Here is a 26,337-nt window from a genome sequence, read left to right as displayed (position 1 = left end):
CGTGCGGACGGTCGTCCGACCTCCTGACGGGTTCAGGTACGGGCGACAGGGGTCAGGTACGGGAAGCGCCTGTCGACGAAGGCGTTGCTGAACTTCCCCTCCGGGTCGAACCGGCGGCGCAGCACGGCGAAGTCGGCGCCGCGCGGGTACAGTTCCGCGACCCGGTGCGGCGCCGGCGCGGTCAGTTTCGCCCGGTGCGGACGCGCTCCGTACGGCACCAACCGCTCCTCCACCGCCGCGATTGCGGGGGCGACCGCCGCCTCGTCGTCGATCCGGGTGAAGTGGAACGTCACCGTGTCCCGGCCGTAGGCAGGGCTCAGCCACAGGTCGTCGGCGCGCACCGAACGGATCTCGGACATCTGGAGCACCGGGGCCGGCCGCTCCCCCGGGTCGCGCAGGGAGGTCGCCGCCGCGGGCGCCGTGTGTTCGAATCGCGGCCGGAGTAAGTTGATCCGGCCGGGAGTTCGGACCCCGCCGTTTTTCTGTGCACGGACGGCCCGGTGGGGCGGATCGGTCCGCAGGATCGACACCGCTCGGCACCGTTCGACACCGCTCGGCACCGTTCGTCACCGTTCGGCAGTGGCCGGGTCCGGATCGTCGTCGGCCGAGAACCCCGAGGAGCCACCGTGAAGTACACCGTCTCGATCGAGATCGCGCTGCCGCGTGAGCAGGTCCTCCGACTGCTCGAGGACCCCGAGCACCGGGCGAAGTGGCTGGAGGGGCTGGTGCTGCACGAGCCGCTGCGCGGTGAGGACGGGCAGGTCGGCACCGAGTCCAGGGTCGTGTTCCGAACGGGGAAGCAGACCATGGAGTGCACGGAGACCATCACCCGCCGGGAACCGGAGGACATGCGGAACGTCCCCTCCGACCGTGTCGTCCACTACGAGCGCGAGATCGTCGGGAACGGCATGTGGAGCGCCGCGCGCGAGCGACTGACGGAGTCCGGGCCCGAGGGCACGCTCTGGGCGAGCGAGAACGAGTACCGGTTCACCGGTCCGATGCGCTTCGTGGCGCCCCTGCTGCGCGGTGTCTTCACCAAGCAGTCGCGGAAGGTGATGCGGGACTTCAAGGCGTTCGCCGAGCAGGGGACGGACGTCCGTGACGCCAAGGGCTGACGGCCCTTCTCCCGGCGCCCTCAACTCCCGGTCCGTGCCGCGCCTTTGACGGGGCAACCGGGCCCGCGCACGTCCTCGGCGACGGGTGCGGGGCCGGCTGCCTCTGGGCGTACGGGGCCCGGAGCGGTTCAGCCGGAAGCTGCGCGGCTGATCTCCTCCAGCAGTTCCGCCTGCCGCTGGACCTCGGGGTCCGGATGCGCGGCGGTGCGCACCGCTTCGGCGAAGGCGGTGACGGCGTTGTCGACCTGGTCGTCGACGGCGAGGGGGATACGGGTGACCTCACCGCCGCGTTCCAGCCGCACTTCGGGCAGATGGTCGGCGGGCGGGGTGTACGCCCGGTCGACGGTGAGCCGTCCCTCGCTGCCCTGGTACGTGTAGCTGCTCCGGTAGGAGTGGTCGAGACCGTAGGTGAGCTGGAGGGCGAGGCCGTCGCCGCCGTCCAGGAGCGCGGAGCCCGAGGTGTCGACCGTGTCCCCCGGCCCGCGTCGCCCGACGGCGCCCACCAGCCGCAGCGGGTGGCCCGGAGCGGCCAGATGCAGCGCCGCGCGGACCGGGTAGACGCCGGTGTCCCACAGTGCGCCGCCGCCCAGCGCGGGCTGGTAGCGGATGTCGAACCTCGGCCTTCGGGGCACCGTGTACGTCGCCTCGAAGCTCTGCAGCCGCCCGATCGCGCCCTCGGTGACGTACCGCAGCGCGGCCCGGTGCTGGGAGTGGTGGACGAAGAGCACGTTCTCCGTCAGGGCCAGGCCCCGTTCGCGGGCGAGGGCGGAGAGTTCAGCCGCCTCCGGCCCCGACATCGCGACGGGCTTCTCCACCAGCACGTGTTTGCCCGCGAGGAGTGCGGCCCTGGCCCAGCGGGCGTGCAGCGCGCAGGGCAGCGGGAGGTAGACGGCTTCGACGGCTTCGTCCTCCAACAGGTCCGGGTACGAGCCGAAGGCCCGGCAGCCGTACTCCGCGGCCGTCTGCGCCGCTCTGTCCGGGTCCCGGCTGGCCACGGCGGCCAGCGTGACCTCGTGGGAGGCGGCGAAGGCGGGCAGCATGCGACGTCTGGCGAACTCGGAGGCGGCCCCGAGGACGGCGATGCGTACGGGTTCGCTCATGACAGCGTCACCGCCCCCGAGTTGAGCACGGCGAGCAGGCTGCGCGCCTGGACGGCGACCTGGTGTCCGGCGCGCACCAGGCCGCCGAGTTGGCCCGGTGTGATCCAGGTGTACTCGGGCGGCGGGTCCAAGAGCTCCGGGTCGCCGAGCCCGTCCACCGACACGAACCGGCAGCGGCTCTCGGCGTTCAGGAACCGGCCGCCCTCCTCGGAGTGCACGGCCGTGTAGAGGACGTCCCGGCTGTCCGCGGTCTCGACCAGCTCGGCGTAGCGCGGGAGCTGCCCGTGGCCGTCCGGCGCGTACTGCACCGTCGGGGCGACCTCGACCGTGTGCAGCAGGCCGTCCTCCGGGCGGGCCTGCGCCAACAGGTGCGGTGTGCCGTCGAAGTGGCGGACGAGGAAGGCGCTGACGCTGCGGGCGAGCGGCTCGAAGAGCGGCTGTGTCCATCCGCCCACTTCGCGGCCCTCGGCCTCGACGGCGGCGGCGATCACGCGGAAGCCGCGGTCCTCGACGTGGCGGATGCACTCCGCCTCGCGCACCCAGCCCCGTATCCCCTCGAGCGGCACGGACTCCACGCGCACCCGGCGGCGGGCGCGTTCGCGGGTCAGCCAGGACTGCACCTCGACGTCGGTGTGCAGGGCCCGGGGCTCCTCGGCGGGAGTGGGGAGGCAGGCCAGCACCGTCCTGGTGTCCATGTTGACCACGTTGTCCCGGCGCAGCAGCGTTCCGAGCTGGCCGAGCGTCAGCCAGCGGTGGTCCGGTGCGGCGGCCGGGTCCTCGGCGACGTGCTCGTCGGTCTCCACGACGACGTTGCGGTTCGACTTGTGGAGGAACCACTCGCCGTGCTCGGACTGGAGCGTGTCGACCAGCGGACGCCCGCGGCCGGGCAGGAGGAAGTGGTCGAGGAAGGGCACTGGTGAACCCCCGTGCACGCGCTGGTAGTTGCTGCGCGTCGCCTGCACGGTGGGAGAGAGCTGCACCAGGCCGGGGTTGCCCGGCTCGGTCTTGGCGTACGTCAGGAAGTGCAGGACGCCGTCGAACTCCCGGGCGAGCATGCCGAGCACGCCCACGTCCGGCTGGACCATGATGGGCTGCTCCCACCGGGCGCCGGCCCCGTCGGTCCGGGGTGCGTCGGTCTCGGGTCTGCGCAGCCCCTCGACGGTGAAGAAGCGTCCGCTGCGGTGGACGAGGTCGCCGGTCTCCTTGTGGAACGTCCAGCCCTCCAGCTCGGCGAACGGGATGCGGCGCACCCGCGCCGCTCGGGCCCGCCGGCGTTCCGCCAGCCAGTCCGTGACCTCCCCGGTCGGGCACCGGGCCCCGGTCGAGGGGTCGACGGCGGCCAGGGAACGGGCGATCGCGGCGTCGGGGCCGGCCGCTGCCCGGGGCCGCGGCACGCGGCCGGGGCTCACCTGGCGCCTCCCGCGAACTCCCGCACCGAGGCGATGACGTAGTCGGTCATCTCGTCGGTGAGGCCGGGGTAGACGCCGGTCCAGAAGGTGCGTTCGGTGACGACGTCGCTGTTGGTCAGGTCGCCGACGACGCGGTGCGGCTGGTTGCGGTAGGCGGGCTGACGGGTGAGGTTGCCCGCGAACAGGCGGCGGGTGCCGATCTTGCGGCTCTCCAGGAAGGCGGTCAACTCCCCGCAGGTGAAGGGCGCGTCCTCGGCCACCGTCATCACGAAGCCGAACCAGCTCGGTTCGCTGTCCGGTGTCGCCTCGGGCAGCAGGATGTGCGGCACTCCGTCCAGACCGTCGCGCATCCGCTGCCAGTTGTGCCGGCGGGCCGCGATGAAGCCGTCCAGCTTGTTCAGCTGCGACAGTCCGAGGGCGGCCTGGAGATCGGTGGACTTCAGGTTGTAGCCGACGTGGGAGAAAATGTACTTGTGGTCGTACCCGGGCGGGAGCGTGCCCAGTTGGTGGTCGAAGCGCTTGAGGCAGGTGTTGCTGTGGCCCGGTTCGCACCAGCAGTCCCGGCCCCAGTCGCGGAGCGACTCGACGATCCGCGCGACCCGCAGGTTCGAGGTGGTGACGATGCCGCCCTCGCCCATGGTCAGGTGGTGCGCGGGGTAGAAGCTCACGGTGCTGACGTCGCCGAAGGTGCCGGTGAGCCGCCCCCGGTAGGTGGTGCCGACCGCGTCGCAGTTGTCCTCCACGAAGACCAGGCCGTGGTCCGCGGCGAGTTGGGCGACCTCCTCCACCTCGAAGGGATTGCCGAGCGCGTGGGCGATCATGATGGCGCGGGTCTTGGGGCCGATGGCGGCGGCGACCCGGTCGGCGGTGGTGTTGTAGGTGCCCAGTTCGATGTCGACGAAGACCGGCACCAGACCGTTCTGCAGGATCGGGTTGACCGTGGTGGGGAATCCGGCGGCGACGGTGATGACCTCGTCGCCGGGCAGCAGCCGGCGCTCGTCGAGCTGGTGCGAGGTGTACGCGGTCAGGGCCAGCAGGTTGGCGGACGAACCGGAGTTCGTCAGATGCGCCTTGCGCCGCTTCAGGAACCGCGCGAAGGAGGACTCGAAGCGCCGCGAGTACGGGCCGGCCGCGATGCGCATGTCCAGCGCGGCCTCCACGAGGGCGGCCCGGTCGTCCTCGTCCAGGACGGCGCCGGAGGGCCAGATCTCCGTCTCGCCGGGGACGAACTTCCCGTCCCCGCGCAGACTTTGGTGGTGCTTCCTGGTCTCCTCCAGGGCCCGCGTGCGGTGTTCCTCGTTCACGTCCACTGTCTCCCCTGTCTGACCTGGTCCTTCGTCGGTTTCCACCATGCCGTGTTCTCGCGGTACCAGGCGACGGTGGCGGCGAGCCCCTCGTCGAAGCCGACCCGCGGCGCGCAGCCCAGCTCCGCGCGGGTCCTGGAGTCGTCGAGGGAGTAGCGCAGATCGTGGCCCTTGCGGTCGGTGACGTGGCGGACCATGGAACTGTCCGCGCCGCACAGCGCCAGGAGCCGCTCGGTGACGTCGAGGTTGCTCAGTTCGTGGCTGCCGCCGATGTGGTAGACGCCGCCCGCCCGGCCCCCGGTGAGCACGTGCTGGACGGCTCGCGCGTGGTCGTCCACGTGGATCCAGTCGCGCACGTTCTGGCCGGTGCCGTAGACGGGCACGGGCTCGCCCTCCAGGAGGTTGGTCGTGAAGAGCGGGATCAGCTTCTCGGGGTGCTGGTACGGGCCGTAGGTGTTGGAGCAGCGGGTGATCGAGACGTTCAGTCCGAAGGTGCGCCAGTACGCGCGCACGGTCACGTCCGCAGCCGCCTTGGACGCCGCGTACGGGGAGTTGGGCAGCAGCGGCGAGTCCTCGTTCCAGGACCCCTCGGCGATGCTGCCGTACACCTCGTCGGTGGAGATGTGCACCATGCGCGGGACCCCGGCGGCCAGAGTGGCGTCCAGGAGCGTCTGGGTGCCCACCACGTTGGTGCGGGTGAAGACGGCGGGGGCGTCCAGGGAGCGGTCGACGTGCGATTCGGCGGCGAAGTGCACCACGGCGTCGTGGCCGGGCACGACCTCGCGCAGCAGTTCCGCGTCGCAGATGTCGCCGCGCACGACGCTCAGCCGCGGGTGCCCGACGGGGATGTTGTCGACGTTGCCGGCGTAGCTCAGCTTGTCCAGGACGGTGACGCGGGCCTGCTCGTAGCTTTCGTAGCCCCCGTCGAGCATGGTGCGGACATAGTGCGAGCCGACGAAGCCGGCTCCTCCCGTGACCAGGATCCTCACGGCGCCACCTCCCGTGCGAGTGCGTTCGGTTGACCGCCGGGGGCGCCGGGCGGCGCGTGGGGCGGGGTGTTCGGCGGGGTGTCCAGATGGACCTCGGCCGCGTCGGAGATGAGCGATCCGCTGCCGCTGCGGCGCCCGGTCACCCGCGCGCCGTCGAGCACGATCGAGTTCCGGAGGTCGGCTCCCCGCAGCACGCAGCCGCTGCCTATGGAGGTGCCGGGACCGATGTGGCAGTCCTCGATCAGTGAGCCCGCCCCGACGACGACGGGCCCGGTGATGACGGAACGCACCACGGTGGCGCCCGGACCGAGCCGCACCGGGCCGCTCAGGTCGCTGCGCCCGTCGGCGGCGATGCCCACGTCGCCCTCCAGGGCGTTCAGCAGGCGCCTGTTGCAGTCGAGCAGGTCCGCCACGCTCCCGGTGTCCTTCCAGTAGCCGTCGTACTCCCCCGCGGTAACCCGGTCGCCACCCTCGACCAGCTTCTGCACCGCGTCGGTGATCTCCAACTCGCCGCGTGCGCTGGGCCTGATGGCCGCGACCGCCCGGTGGATGGCCGGTCCGAAGAAGTACACGCCGATCAGGGCCAGATCGCTGCGCGGCCGGCTCGGCTTCTCCACCAGCCGCAGGACCCGTCCCCGGGTGTCCAGTTCGGCCACGCCGAAGGCGCGGGGGTCGGCGACCCTGGCCACCGCCAGGTGGGCGTCCGAACGGTTCCTGCGGAAGTCCTCGGCCAGCTCCGCGATGCCGCTCTCCACGACGTTGTCGCCGAGGTACATCACGAAGTCGTCGTCGCCGAGGAAGGGGCGGGCGAGCGCCACGCAGTGCGCCAGTCCCAGCGGTTGTTCCTGCCTGAGGTAGGTGATCCGGGCGCCGAAGCGGGACCCGTCGCCCAGCCGGGCCTCGATGGCCGGCCCCCACTCGCCGACGACGACGCAGATCTCGCGCACTCCGAGCGCGCGGATGTTCGTCAGCACGTGTTCGAGGACCGGTTGGTTGGCGATGGGCATGAGCTGCTTGGGCATGGTCTCGGTGAACGGCCGCAGCCGCGTGCCGAGTCCTCCCGCGAGTACGAGCGCCTTCATCGTCTCTCCCCCTGTGGGCCCGCGCCGTCGCCCCGTGTGCCCTCACCTCGTGCGCCGTGGTCCCGGGCGCCCTCGCCCCAGGTGTCGCGGCCCCGGGTGTCGCGGCCCTGCGGGTCGGTGAGGTGCCCGGGCGCGACGGCCTGCCAGGTGGCGAGCATTCCGGCCGCCCGTGCCGCCGCCAGGCCCGGCGCGTTCGCGTCCTTCGGGGAGAGCAGCGGTGTGCCCTCGCAGCCCCAGGGGATGGCCAGTTCGGGGTCGAGCGGGTCGATGTCGATCTGCGTGCCCGGCACGTACGTGGCGGACAGGGCGTAGCAGACGCAGGCGTCGTCGGTGAGCGCGAGGAACCCGTGCCCCACGCCGTCCGGGACGTAGACCGCACGGCCCGTGCCCGGGTCGAGCTCGGTGACGTGGTGGCGGCCGAACGTCGGCGAGCCGACGCGCAGATCCACCACCACGTCCCGCACCGCGCCGCGCACACAGGTCACGTACTTGGTCTGGCCGGGCGGGACGGCGACGCCGTGGATCCCGCGCAGCGTGCCGCGCCGGGACACGGAGTGGTTGATCTGCCGTGGCGTGAAGGGGTGGCCGAGCACCTGCTCCAGCAGGTCGGTGCGCAGCACCTCGCTGAACGTGCCGCGCGCGTCCGGCAGTTGCGCCGGTGTGACCACATACGCGCCCGGTACGGCCGTCTCCTCGATCCGCACTGTCCGTACCCCCTGTCGTGACTTGCTGGTGTCCGCCTCAGATCCCGGCCGACTCCCGGTGCTCGGCGACGGCGGCCCGCAGCGCTTCCGCGACCTTCCGCGTCTCCGCGTCGCTCAGGGCCTGGTGGATGGGGAGCAGCAGCGTGCTGTCGGCCGCCGCGTCGGTGCCGGGCAGCTCGGTGGCCTCGGCCTCGTAGATCGGGACCCGGTGCAGCGGCGGGTAGCGGAACGTGGTGTAGACGTCCTGCTCCAGCAGTGCCGCGGCGACCCCGTCCCGGATCCGCGGGTCCATCTGGACCCAGTAGAAGTAGTACGAGGTGCTGTGGCCGGCGGCGAGCGGCGGCGGCACCCGTACCCCGTCGGCCTCGGCGAGCAGTTCGTCGTAGGTCTCGGCGACGGCCCGCCGCCGGGCGATCGACTCGGGCAGCCGGCCGAGCTGGACGGTGCCCAGAGCCGCCGTCAGATCGTTGCCGATGACCCTGCGGCCGAACCCCTGCACGTCCAGCTCCCACCAGCGCGCGGACACCCGGGCGCCGGCGAAACCGCTGGAGCGTTCCAGCCCGTGGTAGGCGAGGGCCCGGGCGCGTCGGGCGAGGTCCGGGTCGCGGACGAAGAGCATGCCGCCGTCTCCGGTCACCAGGACCTTCATGGCGTCGAAGCTCCAGACGGCGATGTCGCCGAAGGTGCCGCACGCTCTGCCGTCGGCGGTGGAGGCGACGGCGCAGGCGGCGTCCTCGACCAGGGTCACGCCGCGCTCGGTGCACAGCGCGGCGATGCGGGCGATGTCGCCGGGGTCGCCGCCGTAGTGCAGCACCATCACGGCTCTGGTGCGCGGTGTCAGCGCGCGCTCGATGTGTTCCGCGGTCGGGTTGAGGCGGTGCGGGTCGACGTCGCAGAAGACGGGCCGGGCCCCGGTGGCGGCGATGGCGTTGGCGGCGGCCACGAAGAAGACCGACGGCAGCACCACCTCGTCGCCGGGGCCGAGTTCCAGCAGTTCGGTGGCGAGGAAGAGCCCCGCCGTACCGGAGTTGAGGAACAGCAGGCTTTCCGCGTCGGCGCCGATGTGGTCGGCGAACTGCGCCTCGAACTCGCGGGTTCTCGGGCCGTGGCCGAGCCAGTTCGAGGCGAACACCTCGGACACCGCCGCAAGCTCTGCCTCACCGAGGCTCGGCTGGAAGACGTTGATCACGCGGGCTTCCTCACGGTTGGGGACCACGGGGGTGGCGGGCGGGTACGACTGTGTGGAGGTCTGTGTCGGTCGGGGGAAAGTGGCGGGCGGGTTCAGGCCCGGGCCCGGTGGTGGCGGGTGAGGCGCTCCAGGACGGGTACGGTCTCGCTCGGCCCGGGCGCCGACAGCAGATCCGTGTACAGGCCGGTCGCGGCCTCGGCGAACGAGGGTTCGCCGATGAGCCGTGCCAGTCCCGCGCGGAGCTCGGCGCCCGAGTGGCGGTCGGCCCGCACGCCGGTGCCGGCCCCGCTGCCGACGAGGAACCGGCTGGTCAGGGGTGCTTCCATGGGGTAGCGCGGATCCATCACCACGAACTGCGGGATCCGGGCGGCGAGTGCCGCGCCGAAGGTGCCGTGCCCACCGTGGTGGATCACGGCCGAGCAGGTCGGCAGCAGTTCGGACAGCGGGACGTAGTCGATGACCCGTACGTTGTCGGGGATCCGGTCGGCGACCGCGAGTTGAGTCGCGTCCAGCGTGGCGACCGCCTCGACGTCCAGACCGTCGACCATCTCCAGCACCCGGTTGACCAGCAGGCCGCTCTCCTGCGACCAGGCGCGGACCGAGGAGCCGAGCGTGATGGCGACCCGTGGCCCGGCCGATGGTCCGTACAGCCATTCGGGCAGTGTGCTGCTCCCGGTGTACGGAACCCACCGCACGGACACGGTGCGCGCCCGCGTCGGCAGCCGCATCGCCTCCAGGACGGGGTTGACCGTCCACTGACCGAGCAGCAGTTCGTCCGTCACGGCCAGTCCGTGGCGCGCGGCCATGGGTGCGACGGAGGCGGTCAGCGGTTCTTGGGCGGTGAGTGCTCCACCGGTCTGCTCCTTGCCCCGGGCGTACTGCTCGTGCGCCCAGCCGAACAGGTCGGGTCCCCACACGAAACGGGCGTGGGCGGCGCCGGAGACCTGCGCCGCGACGGCCGCGGCCGGCATCGTCGGGTCCCACAGGACCAGGTCGGGCCGCCAGGAGCGGCAGATGTCCACGAGCCCGTCCAGGGCCGGCTGCGGTTCGTCCGCACGCGCCGTCGGCGGCTGGAAGTCGCGCAGTGCGGGGAGCATGTAGTCGCGGTGGTAGGACCAGAGGTAGCGCTCGTGCCCGCTCAGGTCCAGGGTCTTGGTGATCTGTTCGAGGTCGGCGGCGACGTCCGGGGGCACCGGCCGGCCCGCTCCCAGCGGCTCCGGCAGCGTCCGCTCGTCGCCGAGCGGGACGGCCGTGAGGCCCGCGCCGGTGACGGCGTCCGCCAGCGAGGGGTGCGAGGCGACCCGCACCTCGTGGCCGGCGGCACGCAGGGCCCAGGCCAGCGGCACTCCGGGGTAGAGGTGGGCTGCCGCCGGCCAGACGCAGATCAGGACGCGCATGGTGGTCTCTCTCCGGCTCGCTCAGACACGGGTCATGACCGCGAACCATGCCTGGGCGACTCCGGGGTCGAACGCCACGTCCAGTTCGGCCGGCTCCAGCGTGTCCACACGCCATCCGGCACCGGTGAACGCGTCCCGCAGGGCCTGCTCGGGAACGCGCTGCGGGCCCCAGGTGCCCGGCTGCCGGTCGCTGAAGCACATCAGATGGCAACGTCCGCCCGGCACCGTGACGGAGGCCATGCTGCGGGCGAGCAGCGGGCGGTCCTGCGGGGCGAAGCAGTGGAAGAGGCCGACGTCGACGAGGGTGTCGAACTGCTCGCCCAGGGTGTCCAGTCGCAGTGCGTCCCACTCCAGGAAGCGGACGTCCAGGCCGCGTTCGCGCGCTTTGCCCCTGGCGAGGGTGATCGCGCTGGGGGCGGCGTCGACTCCGGTGGTCTCCAGCCCGTGCTCGGCGGCCAGCACGGCGTTGTCGCCGCTTCCGCAGCCGACGTCGAGCACGCGCCCGCGCAGGGCGCCCTCTTCGACGAGCCGTACGAGGGTGGACTGCGGCCGGTTGATCTCCCAACCCGCTCCCGGCTCACCGGCGTAGTGCCGCTCGAAGATCTCCACGCCGCTGCCGGACGGCTGCGGGTGCACACCATGTCCGGCGGCCGGTGGCAGTGGCTCGCTCATGGTCTCTCCCGGATTGCCTGTCTCGTACGTCGAAAATCCCTGCTGAGAGGGTCATCGACCGTAGATCGGCCAAGCTAGCCCACTTCCGGGGCGCCGAAAGATCCAAGCGCGGAGTCCGTGACACATATCAGGAAGCTGCCTCGGCACCTTGCTGCCGCAGCGAGGATCTGGCAGCGGCGTCGACGAGCAGGTGCCGGACCGTCGTCGCCCACAGGGCACCGGCGGCCAGCAGGCCGACCAGGGTCAGGACCCCGGAGACCGAGAGGCCGGCGACCGCTGCGACGCCGCCGACGACTCCGACGGCGATGAGCATGACCGCCACTCCCCGGTACTCCGGGTGACCGAAGGCCCGGGACAGCGGGAAGAAGTGCACACCGACCACGATCGCGATGAGCGCCGGGATGAAGCCCTGCTGCCCGGTGACGTTGCCGAGCACGATGACGGCCATGATGCCGAACCCCTGCGCGATATTGCTCCACACCAGGGTGCGGTACGCGCGTTCGTACGCCTCCTTCTCGCCGTCCGTGCCCAGGCGCCGGACCGCGAGGACGATCAGAGCCGCGGCGAGGGCCAGCCCGACAGCGAGGACGCCGACGCGGATCGGGCCTTCGAGGGTGACGGTGCCGACGAACCACCAGGCGACACCGAAGAACGTGAGGATCATCCCGGACCCGCGGGTTCCGCGCCGAGGGTCCGACCGAGGAGGTGTGCTCATCATCCGGGCCATCAAAGCAGACCGGGCGCGCCCGGGACCAGGACTGATTTCACCCATAACCCCCAACCAACCGAATGTCGGAACCGCCCCGAAGGACAGCACGTGACAGATGTCAGCGAGTGTTGACCACTCATTGTGACTTCCGGTGTGTGCGTGCATGCTGAACGGGTAGTTCGCTGCCTTTGTCGGAATTCGGACAGGAAAATCGAGCTCCATTCTCTTCGGGCAGTCGGTTTCTTTGTTTCCCTGACCAACGAACAGGTTCGTAGTGTGACGATGGATGCTGCGGTGAGCCGCGCTCAGACCGACGCGACCGAAGCGCTGGGACTGCGCCTCTACTCCCGAGCGCCGATCACGCCCCGATGGCTGGTGAACACGGTCGTACCGCTGGTTCGCCCCCTGAGCGAGGAACGCGCGGGGCTGGTGCATCTGCGCCGCGGCTGGCTCCACGGGCCGCACGTCGACATCGTGTCCCACCCGGCTCCGGGACTGCCCGCTCCGCTCTGGTCGGATCTCGCCGGCCGAATTGATTTCGGAACCGTTTCGGCGGACGACGAAATAAACGAAGAGACCTATCTGGCACAGGCCCGGGAAATAGGCAGACTCGAAGGAGTTTCGCCGCCCTATCTCCCGATGCGCGCGCACGGAACCGTCGAACTCCTCCGCAGCGGCGATGTGGAGACCTGGCCGCAACCCCTTCAGGGGCTGCGCGACATGGCCCTCGACCAGATGACCCCGCCGCTGCTCTCCACGCTGGACGCCCTGACCCGTGACCCGGCCGGCGCGTCCGTCCACGTCACGGAGGCGTTCGCCGCGCTGGCCTCGGCCCATCGCGCGGGCGCGGCCCAGGGCGTGTTCTCCATGCGTTCGCACGCCGAGGCGTTCCTGGCCTGGGCGTCGCCCAGGTCGGACCCGCGCCCCGCCTTCGACCGGCGACTGAAGACCGACGCACCGAGGCTGCGGCCCGTGGTCGAGCACGCCCTCGCCGGCGCCGGCGACCCGCTGACCGCGCTGTGGGGCCGGGGCTTCGCCTACTGCATGGGCGCCTTCGACCACGCCGTGGCGCAGGGTCAGCTGACCCAGGCCGGGGTGGACGGGCTCGGCGGCGGTTTCGACTCCGAGACGATGGGCCCGCCCGGCGGCGACGGCCGCGCGGCCCACCGGCCCAGCGCTTTCCACAGCGCCGTCGCGGCGTCCGGGGTCAACGACGGACCCAACGAGTGGTTCGCCTCCTACCGGCTGCTGGTCAACCTCTTCTACCAGCAGCTTCCGCTGCTCGGTGTCCCACCGATGCACCGCTACTACTTCTGCTACGCCCTCGCCGAGCTCGTCGACGAGGTGCTGGGCAGCTCCTGGCAGGACCGGATGGGCCCTGCCGGGGGAGAGACCCCGGTGAGCCCCGCATGACCGACCGGACCACTCCGCACGAGACCACCGCACCGCACGGGACCATCGCACCTCGGGAGACCGTCGCACCGCACGAGACCGCCGCACCGCACGAGACCGCCGCGCACTCCCCCGAGGGGGAGCCGCTGTGGATGCTGCGGATCAACCCGCTGCGCCGCGTCCGCCTGGCCGACCCCGCCCTCGCGGCGGAACTCGCCGCCCTCGGGCAGCTGGAGGACGAGGTCCGGCAGCTCGCGGCCCGGTGTTCGGACGCGCTCTACGGACTGATCGGCGAGGCCACCGACCGCGACGTCCGCGGTCGGCTGATCGCGCTGCGCCGGGCCATCCACAACGACACCGTCCCCCGGCCCGAACTGCTCGTCGACCACCCCGACGTGGCCCGCTGGCAGGAGACCCGCGCCCGGCGGGGCGAGGCCCGCGAGCGGATCGCCGCACTGCATCCCGAGGCCCTCGCCGCGGAGCGCCGGACGCTGGCCGCACTGCTCGGCGACGCCGATCTGCGCCGCTCCATGGCCCTGGTCGCACCCGACGCGGCAGAGGGCTCCGAGCGGTACGTCGAGGCGGTCACGGGCGCCAGGCCGCTGACCGCACGACTGCGCAAGTCCGAGCGGGGACTGGTCCAGTACGTCACCAGGGCGATGGTCCGCACCAGCCCGATGGCCCGGTTCACCGCGGTCGGGTTCGCCGTGCCGGAGCCGGACGGACCGCCGCTGGACGCGCCCGAGTTCGGACGTCCGGTGCCCCGGCCCGGCCTGGACCGCGTGATGCTCGACCATGTGCTGGGCGGGCTCCACACGAGCGGGGGCCGTACGGGGCCGGACACCCTCGTCCAGCTGCCGCCCACCTCCCAGCTCTCCGAGGACGGCGGGCAGTTGTTCTTCCTGCGGCCCGACGGTGCGGGCGGCGTGCGTCGGCTGGCCGCCAAGGTGGCACCGCTGGTCCGGCTGCTGCTGGACGCCACCGCGATGGGACCGCGGCGCGTCGCCGATGTCGCGGCACACCTCGTGGAACGCACGGGCTGCTCCCCCGAACAGGGTCTGAAGGCCGTGCTCGGCGCGGCACAGCAGGGCATCCTCAGTACCCGGGCGCTGCCCGAGGCCGGCGACGCCGAGATCGGTGATCTGCTCGCGGCACCGGGCACCGAGTCCCAGGAGGCCGCGGCGCTCCTGGCGCAGGTCCGCACCGGGCTCGTGGAGCTCGCCGACGCGCCGCCCGGCGCATGGCCCGCCGCTCTGCGAGAGCTCAAGGCGTCGCTGTCCGGCATGAGTCGGATCGCCGAGCGGCCCGCGCAGATCGTGGTCGAGGACGACACCGTCCTCGAGTCGGTGCGCGTGGGCACGGCGGACTGGCGCGACCGGCTGGACGATCTGGCGGCGGGCGTCTCGCTGATGTCGGTCTTCGACCTGATGCACGACGTACGGGCGCTGGTCGTCGCGGCGTTCGTGGACCGCTTCGGCGCGGGCGCCGAGGTCTCGCTGGTGGAGCACGCCGAGTACCTGGTCAACGAGATGTACCGGCGCGGCCTGAGCATCGAGGACCCGACCACCGCCGGTGGTCTGGGCCCGGCCGACGGCTCCCTGGACCGCCTGTACGAACTGCGCGAGAAGGTGGCGGACGCGCTCGGCACCGACCTCACCCGGGCCGCCGAGGACGGCGAGGACGTGGTGTGGACCAGCGCGCGGGCCGCGGAGGCGGTGGCGCTGCTGCCCGACCGCTTCCGGCGCGACCCCCTGCTGTACGGCGTCCTGGTCCAGCCCTGGCAGGGGCAACTGCTGTTCAACAACGCCTACGCGGGCCACGGCATGCTCAACGGGCGCTTCCTGGCCGCCGACCGCGAGCTGGGCGGCCGGGCGCTGCCCCACCTCGCCGACCGGCTGGGTGCCTGGTTCGGCGCGGACGGCTCCCGGCTCGTGGAGGATCCGGGACTGCACCGGCTCAACGTCAACGCCCACCCCCAGGTGCTGGACGAGGGGCTGCGGCCGGACGACTGGTACTCGCTGCGCCTCGTCCACGACCCGGACACGGACACGCTCGGGATCCGGGACGCCGAGGGCCGTCCGCTGCGCGTCCTGACCCTGGGGACCGGCCATCCGGAGATGTACCCCCATCCGCTGCGCCTGGCCAACTGGCTGACCGCCGGCGGCGAGCTGCGCGAGAGCCTGGTCGGCAACTGGCACTCCACCCGTACCGGGGACGGCCGCACACTGTCCTGCCCGCGCTTCTCCGTCGGTTCGGCGATGCTCTCCCGACGCCGGTGGTACGGCGGCGAGGAGCTGGAGCGCGCGCTGGCCACCGGCCCGACCGAGCACGACCGGCTGCTGGCCCTGACCCGCTGGCGGCAGCTGCACGGCGTACCCGAAGAGGTGCTGCTGAAGTCGACGGCCGACGGCTACCCTCCCGCCGCCAACGCCGCGGACGCAGCCAACGCCGGGGACGGCGGCGAGCGGGGCGAGACCCGACGGGACAAGCCGCAGTACGTCGACCTGGCGAGCGCGCTGAGCGTGCGGGTGCTGCCGCAGATGGTGCAGCGGCGCGGCGAGGGCTACCTCGAGGAGGCGCTCCCCCGGGTGTCCGACGGACCGCACGCCATGGAGTGGATCGCGGAGATCGGCTGCGCACCGGGCGGCACGTTCCAGTACGGAGGAAAGACCCGATGACCGCGACGACTCCGACGACCGCGACGACTCCGACGGCTCCGAACTCGCTGAAGGCCCGCCCCTATCTGCACTACGCACCGGTGCCGGACGGGGTGTACTTCAGCGGCCCGGGCGCGCAGTTCGTCCTCAAGGGCCCCGCGCTGCTCTACCAGGTCGCCGACGTCTGCGTGCCTCTCCTCGAAGCGGGCACGACCGAGGACGCGCTGGTCGCCGCGCTGCGCAGCGAACGGGCGCGCCCGGTGGTCCGCAAACTCGTCTCCGATCTGCGCAGACACGAGCTGATGCTCGATCTGGAGGCGCTCACCGCGCCCGAGCCCCCGGAGGACGTACGGGCGCGCTTCCCGGAGGCGCTGACACATCTGGAAGCCGCCACGAACGACCCGTACGCGGTCTTCGCGCGGCTGCGCGCTGCCGCGGTGCTGCTGTGCGGCCCCGCCGAGACGGTGCTGCCCGCCGCCCGTGGGCTCCACCGCGCCGGACTGACCGGGCTGACGCTCGCGACCGGGGACCCCGGCGCCGTCGCAACGACCGCCGAACGGCTGGGACTTCGGGTGGTCGCGACCGCCGCGGACGGTCTGCCGGAGGAGCTGCCCGAGGGCCTGGACGCCGTTCTGTGCACCCTCGACGGCTCCGGTTCCACCCACGCCGCCGGCGATCCCGCCCCCGGCACCGCTGAGGCGACCGGCACCGGCACCGCTGAGGCGGCCGGCGCCGCTGACGCGCTCGCGGGGTTGGCCGCCCGGCTGCCCGCCGGTGTGCCGGTGGTTCCGGTGTGGTGGCACGAGCGGGTGCTGCTGGCCGGACCCGCGGTGCGCGGTGCGGCGCAGGCCGCGCAGTCGGCCGCCCTGGTCACCCGCGCCGCCCGCTGGGCCGCCGACGAGGACCTCGGTTCGCCGCCCGCCCCGACCGGGCGCGCGCTCGCCGGGGCGCTCGCCGGACAACTGCTGTACGAGACTCTGGCCGGCATCGCGGAGCCGGGCCGGGCACATGTGGTGTACGGCGAGGACCTGGCCACCGAGCCGATCGTCGTCACTCCCGCCCGCCCGGCCGAAGAGCCAGTGCGCCGCGCGCTGACCGCCGCCCCCGGGGCGAGCGCCGCACCCGCCCCGTCCGACGCCGAGAACGCCGCCGAGAACGCCGCCGACGGCCCTGCCCCCGGCACGGCGCCCACGCCCGAGCAGGCGCTGGAGACGGTCGTGGCCCTCACCGCCCGCTGGACCGGCCCCTTCACCCGGGCGCCCGGACTCGACCTGCCGCAACTGCCCCTGGCGCTGCGGGAGACGGCCGACCGCTCGACCGGCTTCGGCTCGCTGGTGAGCTGGGCGGGCGAGCAGCGCACCGCGACCGTCGCGGGCGCCCTCGACGCACTGCGTGCCACCGCCCCCGACCAGAGCCACAAGAGCCACAAGGGCGTCGCGGCGGCGGGCCTGACCGAGGAGCAGTGGCTGCTCGACGGCGCGCTGCGGCTGCTCGCCCGGGACGCCAGGGAGTACGCCTCGCACGGCGTCGAGGACGAACTCTCCCCCGAGGCCCTGCGGTTCGCGCGGGCGCTGGCCGACGAGGGACTGAAGACGCACACCGTCACCCTGCTGCGGCATCCGGAGCTGGACTGGCGTCTGGCCCGGGTGACCGCGGAGGCCGGCTCGGAGTCGTACACCGCGCTGAGCTGGGGCCCGGACGGCCTCGCCGCCGCGCAGGGTGCGCTCGGCGCCGTTCTGGCGGACGCCCAGACGCGCGCGCACGGCGGTGGTGCACGGGTGCCCGTCGGTGTGCACACCGACGCCCTGCTCTTCCTCGACGACGCGGCACGCGCCGCACTGCGCGACCGGATCGTCGCGCTCGCCGACCGGCGCGGACTGCGCTACGAGGGTGTGGCGCGCGCCGCCGACGCCGTGCTCGGCACGGCCCCGCTGTGGTCGGGAGAGGTCACCGCGGAGACCGCACGATGACCGTGGCACCGGACGCGCTCCCCGTCCCGCCCGACGCGCTGCCCGAGGAGTGGCGGTGGGCCCTGGAACCGCTGCGCGTGGCGGCCGGCGGCTCGGTGTCCGTCACCGTGGGGTGGCAACTGGACCGTGAGCGCGAGCAGTTGCTCGCAGCGGGCGACCGGGAGCACCTGTCGATCCGGATCCACGACGACGAGGTGCTGGTGGGCCCGCTGCGGGTGCCCGGCACGGATTCCGGCTGCGCGGGCTGCGCGGAGGTGCGCACCCGCGTCGCCGTGCAGCACCCGCTCACGGGCGATCTCGGCGCGGCCACCGCACGTGTGGCGCCGCGACGGCCGTTCCTCCCCGAGCTGGTGCGCTCCGCCGTGGCGCAGCTGGCCGAACGACCGCTGCTGCCGGGCGAGTTGTACGCCATCGGCGACCGCGGCACACGACGGCACCGCGTCGTGCGGCACTTCGACTGCCCGCTGTGCGCTCCGGCGGTCCAGGACCGGCCGCCGCACGCACCGCCGCCCCCGCTGGTCCTGCACGAGCGTCCCACCGGCGACAACCCCGGCCGGGCGGCCGAGGGTTCCCGGCTGCTGCGCCGCGACGCGCTGCGCCGCCGGGTGGTGGACCCGCGCTTCGGTCCGGTCCTCGCCGCGCAGCGGGAGCATCTGGCCCCGTTCGCGATGAGCATGGCCGTACTGCCCGACGCCATCGCCATGGGGTACGCCAGGGAGTCCTCGTTCGCCGCCGCCGATCCGATCGCGATCCTTGAGGCGTACGAGCGGATGTCCGGCTTCCCGTACCAGGCGCCGGTGGTCGCGGACCTGACCCACGCCGAGCTGGTCGCGGCCGGCGTCGGGACGGTGGCGCCCGCCGCGTTCGGCGAGTACACGCAGGAGCAGGCGGCGCACCCCGCCGCCCGGATCGCCCGGGTGACGGAGACGACCCGGATGGACTGGGTCTGGGGCCACGACCTGGACACCCGCCAACCGGCCCTGATCCCCGCGGAGATCGGCTTCTACCAGTACGACTACCGCTACCGCGGCGACCACCGCGGCGCCCGCCGGCACGGGGCCGCACCGAGGCAGCACCTCTACCAGGAGTCCTCCAGCGGCTGTGCGCTCGGTTCCAGCCTGGAGGAGGCGGCGCTGCACTCGCTGCTGGAGCTGGCCGAGCGCGACGCCTTCCTGCTGAGCTTCCACCGGGCCGCCCCGCTGCCGGAGATCGTGCACGCCTCGATCGACGACCGGGTCTCCCGGCGTCTGCTCGAACTCATCGAGTCCCGCGGCTTCCGCGTGCACCTGCTCAGGGCCACCCAGGACATCGACGTGCCCGTGGTCTGGGCGCTGGCGGTCAACGGCCAGGAGGTCTTCCCTGCCACCTTCACCGCGGCCGGCTCCGGGCTCGACCCCCGCTCCGCGCTGCGCGGCGCGCTGTGGGAGCTGGGCCAGATCGTCACCGATCCCCTGGACTGGGATCGCGCGGAGGCCGAGCGGATGCTGGAGGACCCCTGGCTGGTCGACGAACTCGACCACCACATCCGGCTCTACGCCCTGCCGGAGACGCGCGAGCGGGCGACCGCCGTCCTCGGCGGCCCGCGGCTGGCGCTGGACGAGGCGTTCCCCGACTGGCCGGGCCGTGCCGTACGGGCCGCCCGGGGCGATGTGCGCGGTGCGCTGGACTTCGTCCGCGGCCTGTACGCGCAGGCCGGGCTGGAGCGGATCGTGCTGGTCGACCAGTCGACCCGGGACCACACCGACCTCGGGCTGGCCGCCGCCAAGGCCACCGTGCCCGGCATCGTCCCGATGTGCTTCGGCCACGCCCAGCAGCGGCTGACGGGCCTGCCGCGTCTGACGGCGGCCCTGGCCGGCACCCCCAGCGAGCACCGGCCGGTGCCGTACGACCCGCACCCTTTCCCCTGACGGAGCCCGTATGACCCAAGCGACCGAGCACGGCGGCCCGCCGGCCGAACCGCCGGTGCCCGCGGACGTCGACATCATGTCCCGCGACGTGCGCTGGTTCGCCCACGCCACCGGGGCCGACTGGCCCCCGCCCGCGCAACGCGGCCACCTCGCCGCGCCGCGCCCGGACACCGAAGTCGCGCCCGCGCTCCCGGAGTCGGCGCGCGGCGGGGCCTCGGTGCCGCTGCCGCCGGGCACCTCGGAGCTGCTGGAGAACGCCGCGCATCCGGCCGGCCGGCCGGTGGGCGCTCCGGACGCCGCGACCGCGCTCGGGCACGCGCTGGTCACCGGTTTCGGGATCCAGCGCAAGGAGCCGGAGAACCCGTTCAACGACCACCGCGGCTACCCGTCGGTGCGGGCGAAGTTCCCGGTGCAGGTGTTCGTGCGGGACGGCGAACGCGCGCGGGTGCTCGACCCGTACCGGCACGCACTGACCGCGCTGGCCGGAGACGGTGCGCCCGCCGCCGGCCGGGAGGTGCTCCTCGCGGGGCGGTACACCCGCCTCCCCGACTCCTACCGCTGGTTCCGCGGCACTCTGGTCAACCTCGAACTCGGCATCAATCTGCGCCAGTTGTGCCTCGGCATGGAACTGTTCGGCCTCTCCGGACGGCTGCGCCTGCCCGGCCCGGACGCCCGCCGCGACCTGGACGCGCTGGGCCTGTCCCCGCACGAGGAGTGGACGCTGCCGCTGGCGGTGGAGCTGACCGACGAGGACCCGGCGCCCGCTGCCGCCGCCCAAGGGGCGCCGGACCCGCTGCCGCCCGAGCGGGTCGCCGATCCCGTGCTGGCGGAGACCGTAGCCCTCAACAGGGCCCAGGACTTCGGCCGTTCGGAGCCCCTGGGCCCGGCGGTGCCCGAGCACCTTCCGCAGGCCCCGATCTCCTGGGCCGAGGTGCTGTGGCGCCGCAGCGCGGGCCGGATGCCGCGCGGGCTGTACGGCATGAGCGGACGCCGCCGCACGGTCGGCCCGCAGGTGCTGGAGGCGGCCGCACGCTGGCTGACCGTACCGCCGCCGGGCGACACGCTGGCCGCGGTGTGGGACGAGGTGCGGATCACCGGTGTCCTCCAGGACGTCGAGGGCCACGTCGACGGGGTGTACCGCCTGCACGACGGCCGGCCCTCGCTGCTGGAGGCCCGCCCCGGCGCTCCCGAGGAGCTGGAGGGCCACTACGCCTACCGGGTCGACCCCTACAACGGGGGCGACATCCGGCACGCGACCGCGGTGTGGTTCCTCTCGGCGCACCCGAGGACGCTGGTGGAACGCTTCGGTCCCGGAGCCTTCACCGCGGCCCAGTACGCGGCCGGCTGGGCCGCCCAGGGCGTCGGACTGGCCGCCGCGGCGAGCGGTCTGTACGCCCGGCCGGCACGGGCGTTCCAGGAGGTTCCGGCGCAGCGGCTGCTCGGCCTGGACACCGACGAGATGGTGCTCTGCGCCGTCATCACCGGAACCCCGCGCTTCAGCGGGCCGATGTACGACCTGAGGCTGTGAGGGAGAGAGCGATGGAGCACACGTCACGGCCGACCGCCGACGAGGAGACCGTGCCGGGCACGGCCTTCGCCGGACCGGTGAACAAGGAGCCGGACGCCCGGTGGCACGCCTGGCACCTCCACCTGGACACCGAGGAACGGAGCGCCCGCGACCGCGTGGTGACCGAGGTGGTCGCCCCCGCGGTCGCCGCGGTGCCCGGCAAACCGTGGTTCTTCATCCGGTACTGGCACGGCGGCCCGCATGTGCGCCTGCGGTTCCGCGATCTGGCGGAGGACGAGGCGGACCGGGTCGAGAAGGTGCTCACCGAGGCCCTGGCCACCGCCGGCGAACCGCGCGGCGACGAGGAACGGCTGCGCCCGGAGGAGTACGAGTCGGCCGCCGCCCGGCTGGCCGCCGTCGGCGACCGTCCCACCCACGACGAGGTGAGCGGCCTGCTCCCGCCCGGGGCGCACCGCTTCGCCTACCACCCCGAGTACGAGCGCTACGGAGGACGCGAGTTGATGCCCGCCACCGAGCGGCTCTTCCAGCTCTCCAGCCAGTTGTGCCTGGCCTTCCTGCGGCGCGAGCCCTCCCCCTCCGCCCGGGCGATGCTGGCGCTGCGCGCCACCAGGGCGGCCGGGCAGGCTCTCGGCGAGGACGACGAGGCCGTTTTCTACGCTCTGGGCCTGCACTCCTGGCGCGCCTGGGCGGCCGGACTCGGCTACTCCGACCAGCAGTTGGACCGGCTGAGCCTGGCGACCGTACCGGCGACGGCGCTGCCCGAGGACCCGGGACCGCTCGGCCCCTGGCGGGACGCGCTGCGCGAACTGGCCGCCGACGTCCGGGAACACACCGAACTGCACGCGGGACAGGTCGTCTCCTCCCACGTCCACATGCTGCACAACAGACTCGCGCTGCACGTGACCGAGGAGATCCAGACGTACGCGCGGCTGGCCAACCTCTTCCCGGGCCCCGCGATCCCCGACATTCCGCAGGGCAAGGAACACCCCCTTCACAAGGAGCAGCAGTGACCAGCAACCAGACGGCCGTGCAGGCTCGGCCCGAGACACCCGACGACGGTCGGGAGGTCGTCGCCCGGGCGATCGGACTGACCCGGCGCTACGGCGACACCGTGGCCCTCAACGAGGTCGACTTCACCGTCCGCGAGGGCGAGTTGATCGGCCTGCTCGGGCCCAACGGCGCGGGCAAGTCCACCCTCCTCAACACCCTGGTGGGGCTGCGCAAGCCCTCCGCCGGCAGGGTCGAGCTCTTCGGCGGCGACCCCGGCGTGCCCGCCAACCGCGTGCAACTGGGCATGACGCTCCAGGAGACCGGAGTGCCGGCCACCCTCAAGGTGGCCGAGGCCGTGGACCTCGTCGCCGCCCACTACCCCGACCCCGAGAACCGCGACGAACTCCTCGTCCGGCTGGGCCTGGAGGAGTTCGCCAAGCGCCAGTGCGGCGGACTGTCCGGCGGCCAGAAGCGGCGCCTCGCGCTGGCCCTCGCCTTCGTGGGCAAGCCGCGGCTCGTCGTGCTCGACGAGCCGACCACGGGCCTGGACGTGGAGTCGCGACGGCTGCTGTGGGACCACATCCGCGCCTTCCACAGCCAGGGCGGCACGGTGCTGCTGACGACCCACTACCTGGAGGAGGTCGAGGCGCTGGCCGAGCGGGTCGTCGTCATGGGCAACGGCGAGGTGCTCGCCGACGACACCGTCGAGGCGGTGCGCGGCCTCGCCCACGTCCAGCGGGTGAGCATGGTGGCCGAGAAGCTCCCCGAACTGCCCGGTGTCATCAGCGAGGAGCGCATCGACAAGCGCATCCACCTGATGACCCACGACGCGGACCAACTGATCAGGTCGCTGGTGCGGTCGGACGTGGCCTTCTCCGGCTTGGAGGTCCAGCAGGCCACGCTCGAAGAAGCCTTCCTGACGATCTCCCGTTCCTAACCGAAAGCGCTGCCACCATGAACCTCGCCCTCACCCACACCCGCTACCAGCTGCTCCAGCTGTTCCGCATCCCGGTCGCGATCCTGGGCGCGGCCTTCTTCCCCGCGGCGTCCCTGGTCTTCTTCGTCGTGCCCAACACGCGGGACAACCCGACCGGTGCGACGCTCGCCACCGCGTCGATGGTGGTCTTCGCGACCATGATCAGCAACCTCTTCGGCCACGGCACCGGCGTCTCCGACGACCGCGCGCAGCCGTGGGACCCGTACACCCGTACGCTCCCCATGGGCCCGGCAGTCCAGTTCACCAGCCGCATCCTGACCGGCATCACGATGATGATGCTCTCGCTGATACCGGTCGTGGTCATCGCGGCGCTGTTCACCCCGGCCACCATCGCGCCCCTGGACTTCGTCCTGGCGATCTTCGCGGTGCTGATCACCTCGCTGCCGTTCACGATGATGGGCCTGTCGATCGGCTACCTCATGTCGACCAAGGCCGCGCTCGCCGTGGTGCAGTTGATCTTCCTGCCGATGGCGTTCGCCTCCGGCCTGCTGAGCACTCCCGGCGAGGAGCCCGGCTTCATCCAGACCATCGCACCGTTCGTGCCCGCCCGCGGCGCGGTCGAGCTGATGTGGGCCACCGTCGGGGACTTCGACGTCAACCCGGTCGCGATCGTCTCCTTCGTGGTGTGGACGTTGTTCTTCGGCGCGCTGGCCGTCTTCGCCTACCGCCGCGACGAGGGCCGCAGGTTCCGCTGAGCCCACCGGGCGCCCGACACCGGGCGCCCAGGCCACCTCCGCGTACGGCGGGCGGCTTGCGCGTACGGCGGGTGGTCGCGGCGGGCTGCCTGCGCGTACGGCGGTCGGTCCTCGCCGCGCGGGAGCGGCACGGCCGGACCGCCCGGGGCGGCACGGTGCGGGGTCAGCCGCCGGCCGAGCGCTGCGGTGCGTCCTCGCCGCTGCCGCCGTCCACGGACGCGGCCAGCCGGGCCGTCAGATCGCGGAGCAGCACGGCGACTCCGGCCGCGTCGGACGCGGCCCCGTACACATAGTGGTCCGGCCGCACCAGCACCGCGCGGGCACCGAGCGAGGCCAGCCACGACAGATAGAAGCCGTCGGTGTCGAGGAAGCCGTCCGGCTGCCGCGGCGCAGCTCCACCGCCCGTACCGCCGTCTGCCGGGCCGCCGTCGGACCGATCGCCGCCCGACGGGCCGCCGTTCGGCCGCTCGTCGTTCGGCCGCTCGTCGTTCGCCCGTACGGAGACCGCGCGGCCACCGATGCGCCGCAGCGGCTCCAGCAGCTCCGGCTCCACCCCGTGCAGCAGCTCCGGGACGCAGAGCAGGACGAATCCCCCGCCCAGCACCTCGTCCGCCGGCGCGGGCGTCCCGGTTCCGCCGGGGACGGCGAGCCGCGCCTGGCCGGCCGGCAGACCGGCGGGCGCCCCGCCTCCCCGGAAGAAGAAACCGCGCTCCAGGGACTCCCCCGGCGGGCGGGCGCCGTGGGCCGGCGGACCGGCGGTCCGGGACGCCTCCCCAGCGGCACCCGACGCGCTCGCGGTACCCGACGCATCGGCCGTGCCCGCACCCGCGCCCTCGGGCGTCGGCCGGCGCATCGCCCGGTCCCGTTCCTCGGCCCTCGCCGGGTCGATCTCGCAGATGATCCGGCCCAGTTGCACCGACAGCCCGATGGAGTACCGCACCTGTGCGCGGCGTTCCTCCTCGTAGGTGTCGAGGAGGCGTGGGCCGGCCGCCCCGCGCAGCACCAGATCGAGCTTCCAGGCGAGGTTGGCGGCGTCGCGGAATCCGGAGCACATGCCCTGCCCGGCGAACGGCGGCATCTGGTGGGCCGCGTCGCCGGCCAGCAGCATGCGGCCGATCCGCCAGCGTTCGGCGTTGCGTCCGGCGAAGGTGTAGACGGTGTGGCGGTCGAGTGCGGAGTTGGCCGCGGTGGCGCCGAACTGCGCCAGCAGCCGCCAGGCGTTCTCCTCGGTGGCGAACTCCGCGCGGTCCTCACCGGGAAGCCGCATGAACTCCCAGCGGCGGTGGCCCGGCCCGGCGGAGACCGCCACCCGGGGTCGCTGCGGGTCGGCGATCTGGAGGTTGAGCGGCGGGAAGTCCTCGGTCCGCCGGGGGACGACGTCGCATGCCATCCAGTCCAGCGAGAAGCCGAAGTCCTCGCAGTCGACGCCGAGTCGGTCGCGCAGGAAGCTGTTCGCACCGTCGCTGCCCACGACCCACCGCGCCCGCGAGACGCTTCGCTCACCGCTGCCGACGTCCTCGGCGACCACTTCGACGCTCTCGCCCAGATCGGTCGCGAGCACCGCGCGACGGCCCCATTCCACTCGCAGGCCCGGCAGTTCGCCGGCGCGCTCCGCCAACGCGGCCTCCAGGCTCGGCTGGTGCACGGAGGTGGAGTCCGGCCAGCCGTGGTAGCCCTCGGGCCGCAGCTCGAAACGGAGCAACTCCTCGCCCGCGGCGTTGGCCACCACGTAGTCGGGCGAGGGCTCGGTGATCGGCCGGATGCGGTCGGCGACGCCGGCGGCGGCGAGCAGGCGGGACGCCTGGCCGTCGAAGGCCACGGCGCGCGGCAGCGGATAGGGACGCGGCTGACGCTCCAGGACCGTCACCCGCCAACCGTGCTGCGCGAGCAGTACGGACAGGATCTGGCCGACGGGACCGTAGCCGATGATCAGTACATCCGCGTCGGTGTCGACGTCGTCGCGCGCGGTGGGTTCGGACGGACCGGTCATGTCCCTCGGTCTCCATTCATGAACAGACAGCGACGCCGCGCCGTGTGCGAACACCGTGGAACCCGGCAGTTGCGGAGGGCAAGGTTCCGACTGTGAAAATCAAGCCCGTGATAAATGTCAGCGCTGCTCTCCGACGGATTGCCGCGCGCGTGAAGAACCCGTAAAGATGCCACCACCCAGCATACCCGCTGGTGAAACTCCCACTGAAGGAGAAATCGCGATGAGCATTTCCACCGCGACGAACACCGACGACCTGTTTGCTTCGTTCGACATCGAGGAGATGGAGACCCTGGAGGTCGCCGACGGCGTCGCGCTGCCCGAGATGGGCGCGTCCAGCGGCGACACCAGCTGCTGCTCCTCCTCCTCCTCCTCTTCGTCCTGCTGCTGCTGCTGATCTCTGAGCAGTGAACTGTGCGCCTGTGCGCCTGCACACCCGCGGGTTCCGCGGCGCACAGGCGCGCGCAGGATCCCCGCGTACCGGCACAGCCCCGCGTGAACGGCGATAAGCGATCGCACCGCCGCTCGCAGTGCTGCACCTGAA

General features: G+C 72.9%; 22 protein-coding genes. 10 read left to right on the top strand and 12 right to left on the bottom strand.

The features are described from left to right. Positions 1-32 precede the first annotated feature (32 nt). Positions 33-359, bottom strand: coding sequence for a D-arabinono-1,4-lactone oxidase (locus tag MTQ01_RS21685; protein ID WP_247492455.1), 327 nt, complete (start codon positions 357-359; stop codon positions 33-35). Between the two features lie 267 nt (positions 360-626). Between MTQ01_RS21685 and MTQ01_RS21680 the strand changes: the two genes are divergently transcribed. Beyond that, entirely contained in the window at positions 627-1,115 is a 489-nt protein-coding gene (locus MTQ01_RS21680) for an SRPBCC family protein (RefSeq protein ID WP_247492454.1), read from the top strand. Positions 1,116-1,243: 128 nt separating this feature from the next. On the opposite strand, the gene MTQ01_RS21675 is transcribed toward MTQ01_RS21680, so the two are convergent. From MTQ01_RS21675 to MTQ01_RS21630, 10 genes are all read right to left on the bottom strand, one after another. Next, positions 1,244-2,215 carry a Gfo/Idh/MocA family protein gene (locus tag MTQ01_RS21675; protein WP_247492452.1) on the bottom strand — a complete coding sequence of 324 codons (972 nt, stop codon included), beginning with the start codon at positions 2,213-2,215 and terminating at the stop codon, positions 1,244-1,246. Then, positions 2,212-3,624 carry an NDP-hexose 2,3-dehydratase family protein gene (locus MTQ01_RS21670; RefSeq protein WP_247492450.1) on the bottom strand — a complete coding sequence of 471 codons (1,413 nt, stop codon included), beginning with the start codon at positions 3,622-3,624 and terminating at the stop codon, positions 2,212-2,214. Before MTQ01_RS21670 ends, MTQ01_RS21675 begins: the two co-directional genes overlap by 4 nt. Continuing rightward, entirely contained in the window at positions 3,621-4,928 is a 1,308-nt protein-coding gene (gene rfbH / locus MTQ01_RS21665) for a lipopolysaccharide biosynthesis protein RfbH (RefSeq protein ID WP_247492449.1), read from the bottom strand. The genes MTQ01_RS21670 and rfbH overlap by 4 nt, the downstream gene beginning before the upstream one ends. Beyond that, on the bottom strand, positions 4,925-5,917 hold the full coding sequence (gene rfbB / locus MTQ01_RS21660; protein WP_247492447.1) for a dTDP-glucose 4,6-dehydratase: 993 nt from the start codon (positions 5,915-5,917) through the stop codon (positions 4,925-4,927). The genes rfbH and rfbB overlap by 4 nt, the downstream gene beginning before the upstream one ends. Further along, entirely contained in the window at positions 5,914-6,999 is a 1,086-nt protein-coding gene (locus MTQ01_RS21655; protein WP_247492445.1) for a glucose-1-phosphate thymidylyltransferase, read from the bottom strand. The genes rfbB and MTQ01_RS21655 overlap by 4 nt, the downstream gene beginning before the upstream one ends. After that, positions 6,996-7,703: a dTDP-4-dehydrorhamnose 3,5-epimerase family protein gene (locus tag MTQ01_RS21650; protein ID WP_308294426.1), complete on the bottom strand. Its 708-nt coding sequence runs from the start codon at positions 7,701-7,703 to the stop codon at positions 6,996-6,998. Before MTQ01_RS21650 ends, MTQ01_RS21655 begins: the two co-directional genes overlap by 4 nt. Before the next feature lie 37 nt (positions 7,704-7,740). Beyond that, entirely contained in the window at positions 7,741-8,892 is a 1,152-nt protein-coding gene (locus tag MTQ01_RS21645) for a DegT/DnrJ/EryC1/StrS family aminotransferase (RefSeq protein ID WP_247492443.1), read from the bottom strand. Between the two features lie 92 nt (positions 8,893-8,984). Further along, positions 8,985-10,289, bottom strand: coding sequence for a nucleotide disphospho-sugar-binding domain-containing protein (locus tag MTQ01_RS25020; protein WP_282613977.1), 1,305 nt, complete (start codon positions 10,287-10,289; stop codon positions 8,985-8,987). Positions 10,290-10,310: 21 nt separating this feature from the next. Continuing rightward, on the bottom strand, positions 10,311-10,961 hold the full coding sequence (locus MTQ01_RS21635) for a class I SAM-dependent methyltransferase (RefSeq protein ID WP_247492441.1): 651 nt from the start codon (positions 10,959-10,961) through the stop codon (positions 10,311-10,313). 127 nt (positions 10,962-11,088) lie between these two features. After that, the gene (locus tag MTQ01_RS21630; protein WP_247492439.1) at positions 11,089-11,625 is read right to left on the bottom strand and encodes a hypothetical protein; all 537 of its coding nucleotides are present in this window, start codon (positions 11,623-11,625) and stop codon (positions 11,089-11,091) included. 339 nt (positions 11,626-11,964) lie between these two features. Here MTQ01_RS21630 and MTQ01_RS21625 point away from each other — a divergent pair, with 339 nt between their 5' ends. From MTQ01_RS21625 to MTQ01_RS21590, 8 genes are read left to right on the top strand one after another with little or no spacing between them, the layout of a single operon-like run. After that, a complete protein-coding gene (locus MTQ01_RS21625; protein ID WP_247492438.1) occupies positions 11,965-13,083 on the top strand; it encodes a hypothetical protein in 1,119 nt (372 codons plus the stop codon). Continuing rightward, entirely contained in the window at positions 13,080-15,740 is a 2,661-nt protein-coding gene (locus tag MTQ01_RS21620) for a lantibiotic dehydratase (protein WP_247492436.1), read from the top strand. Before MTQ01_RS21625 ends, MTQ01_RS21620 begins: the two co-directional genes overlap by 4 nt. Beyond that, positions 15,737-17,689: a hypothetical protein gene (locus MTQ01_RS21615; RefSeq protein WP_247492435.1), complete on the top strand. Its 1,953-nt coding sequence runs from the start codon at positions 15,737-15,739 to the stop codon at positions 17,687-17,689. Before MTQ01_RS21620 ends, MTQ01_RS21615 begins: the two co-directional genes overlap by 4 nt. Next, positions 17,686-19,596, top strand: coding sequence for a TOMM precursor leader peptide-binding protein (locus tag MTQ01_RS21610; protein ID WP_247492432.1), 1,911 nt, complete (start codon positions 17,686-17,688; stop codon positions 19,594-19,596). The genes MTQ01_RS21615 and MTQ01_RS21610 overlap by 4 nt, the downstream gene beginning before the upstream one ends. 10 nt (positions 19,597-19,606) lie before the next feature. Beyond that, complete coding sequence (locus MTQ01_RS21605) at positions 19,607-21,124, top strand: hypothetical protein (protein WP_247492430.1); 1,518 nt, start codon at positions 19,607-19,609, stop codon at positions 21,122-21,124. A gap of 11 nt (positions 21,125-21,135) precedes the next feature. Further along, positions 21,136-22,134: a thiopeptide-type bacteriocin biosynthesis protein gene (locus MTQ01_RS21600; protein WP_247492428.1), complete on the top strand. Its 999-nt coding sequence runs from the start codon at positions 21,136-21,138 to the stop codon at positions 22,132-22,134. Further along, complete coding sequence (locus tag MTQ01_RS21595) at positions 22,131-23,051, top strand: ABC transporter ATP-binding protein (protein ID WP_247492426.1); 921 nt, start codon at positions 22,131-22,133, stop codon at positions 23,049-23,051. The genes MTQ01_RS21600 and MTQ01_RS21595 overlap by 4 nt, the downstream gene beginning before the upstream one ends. Positions 23,052-23,068: 17 nt before the next feature. After that, positions 23,069-23,806, top strand: a complete 738-nt coding sequence (locus MTQ01_RS21590; protein ID WP_247492424.1) for an ABC transporter permease — start codon at positions 23,069-23,071, stop codon at positions 23,804-23,806. Positions 23,807-23,969: 163 nt separating this feature from the next. Here MTQ01_RS21590 and MTQ01_RS21585 read toward each other — a convergent pair whose 3' ends face one another. Continuing rightward, entirely contained in the window at positions 23,970-25,796 is a 1,827-nt protein-coding gene (locus tag MTQ01_RS21585) for a bifunctional 3-(3-hydroxy-phenyl)propionate/3-hydroxycinnamic acid hydroxylase (protein ID WP_247492422.1), read from the bottom strand. Positions 25,797-26,016: 220 nt separating this feature from the next. Between MTQ01_RS21585 and MTQ01_RS21580 the strand changes: the two genes are divergently transcribed. Then, positions 26,017-26,190: a thiazolylpeptide-type bacteriocin gene (locus tag MTQ01_RS21580; protein ID WP_211038566.1), complete on the top strand. Its 174-nt coding sequence runs from the start codon at positions 26,017-26,019 to the stop codon at positions 26,188-26,190. The last annotated feature ends 147 nt before the right edge of the window (positions 26,191-26,337 follow it).

Origin of the sequence: Streptomyces sp. XM4193 (assembly GCF_023072595.1) — a bacterium.
In the GTDB taxonomy this organism is placed as follows: domain Bacteria; phylum Actinomycetota; class Actinomycetes; order Streptomycetales; family Streptomycetaceae; genus Streptomyces.
This window is presented reverse-complemented; position numbering and strand designations above follow the sequence as displayed.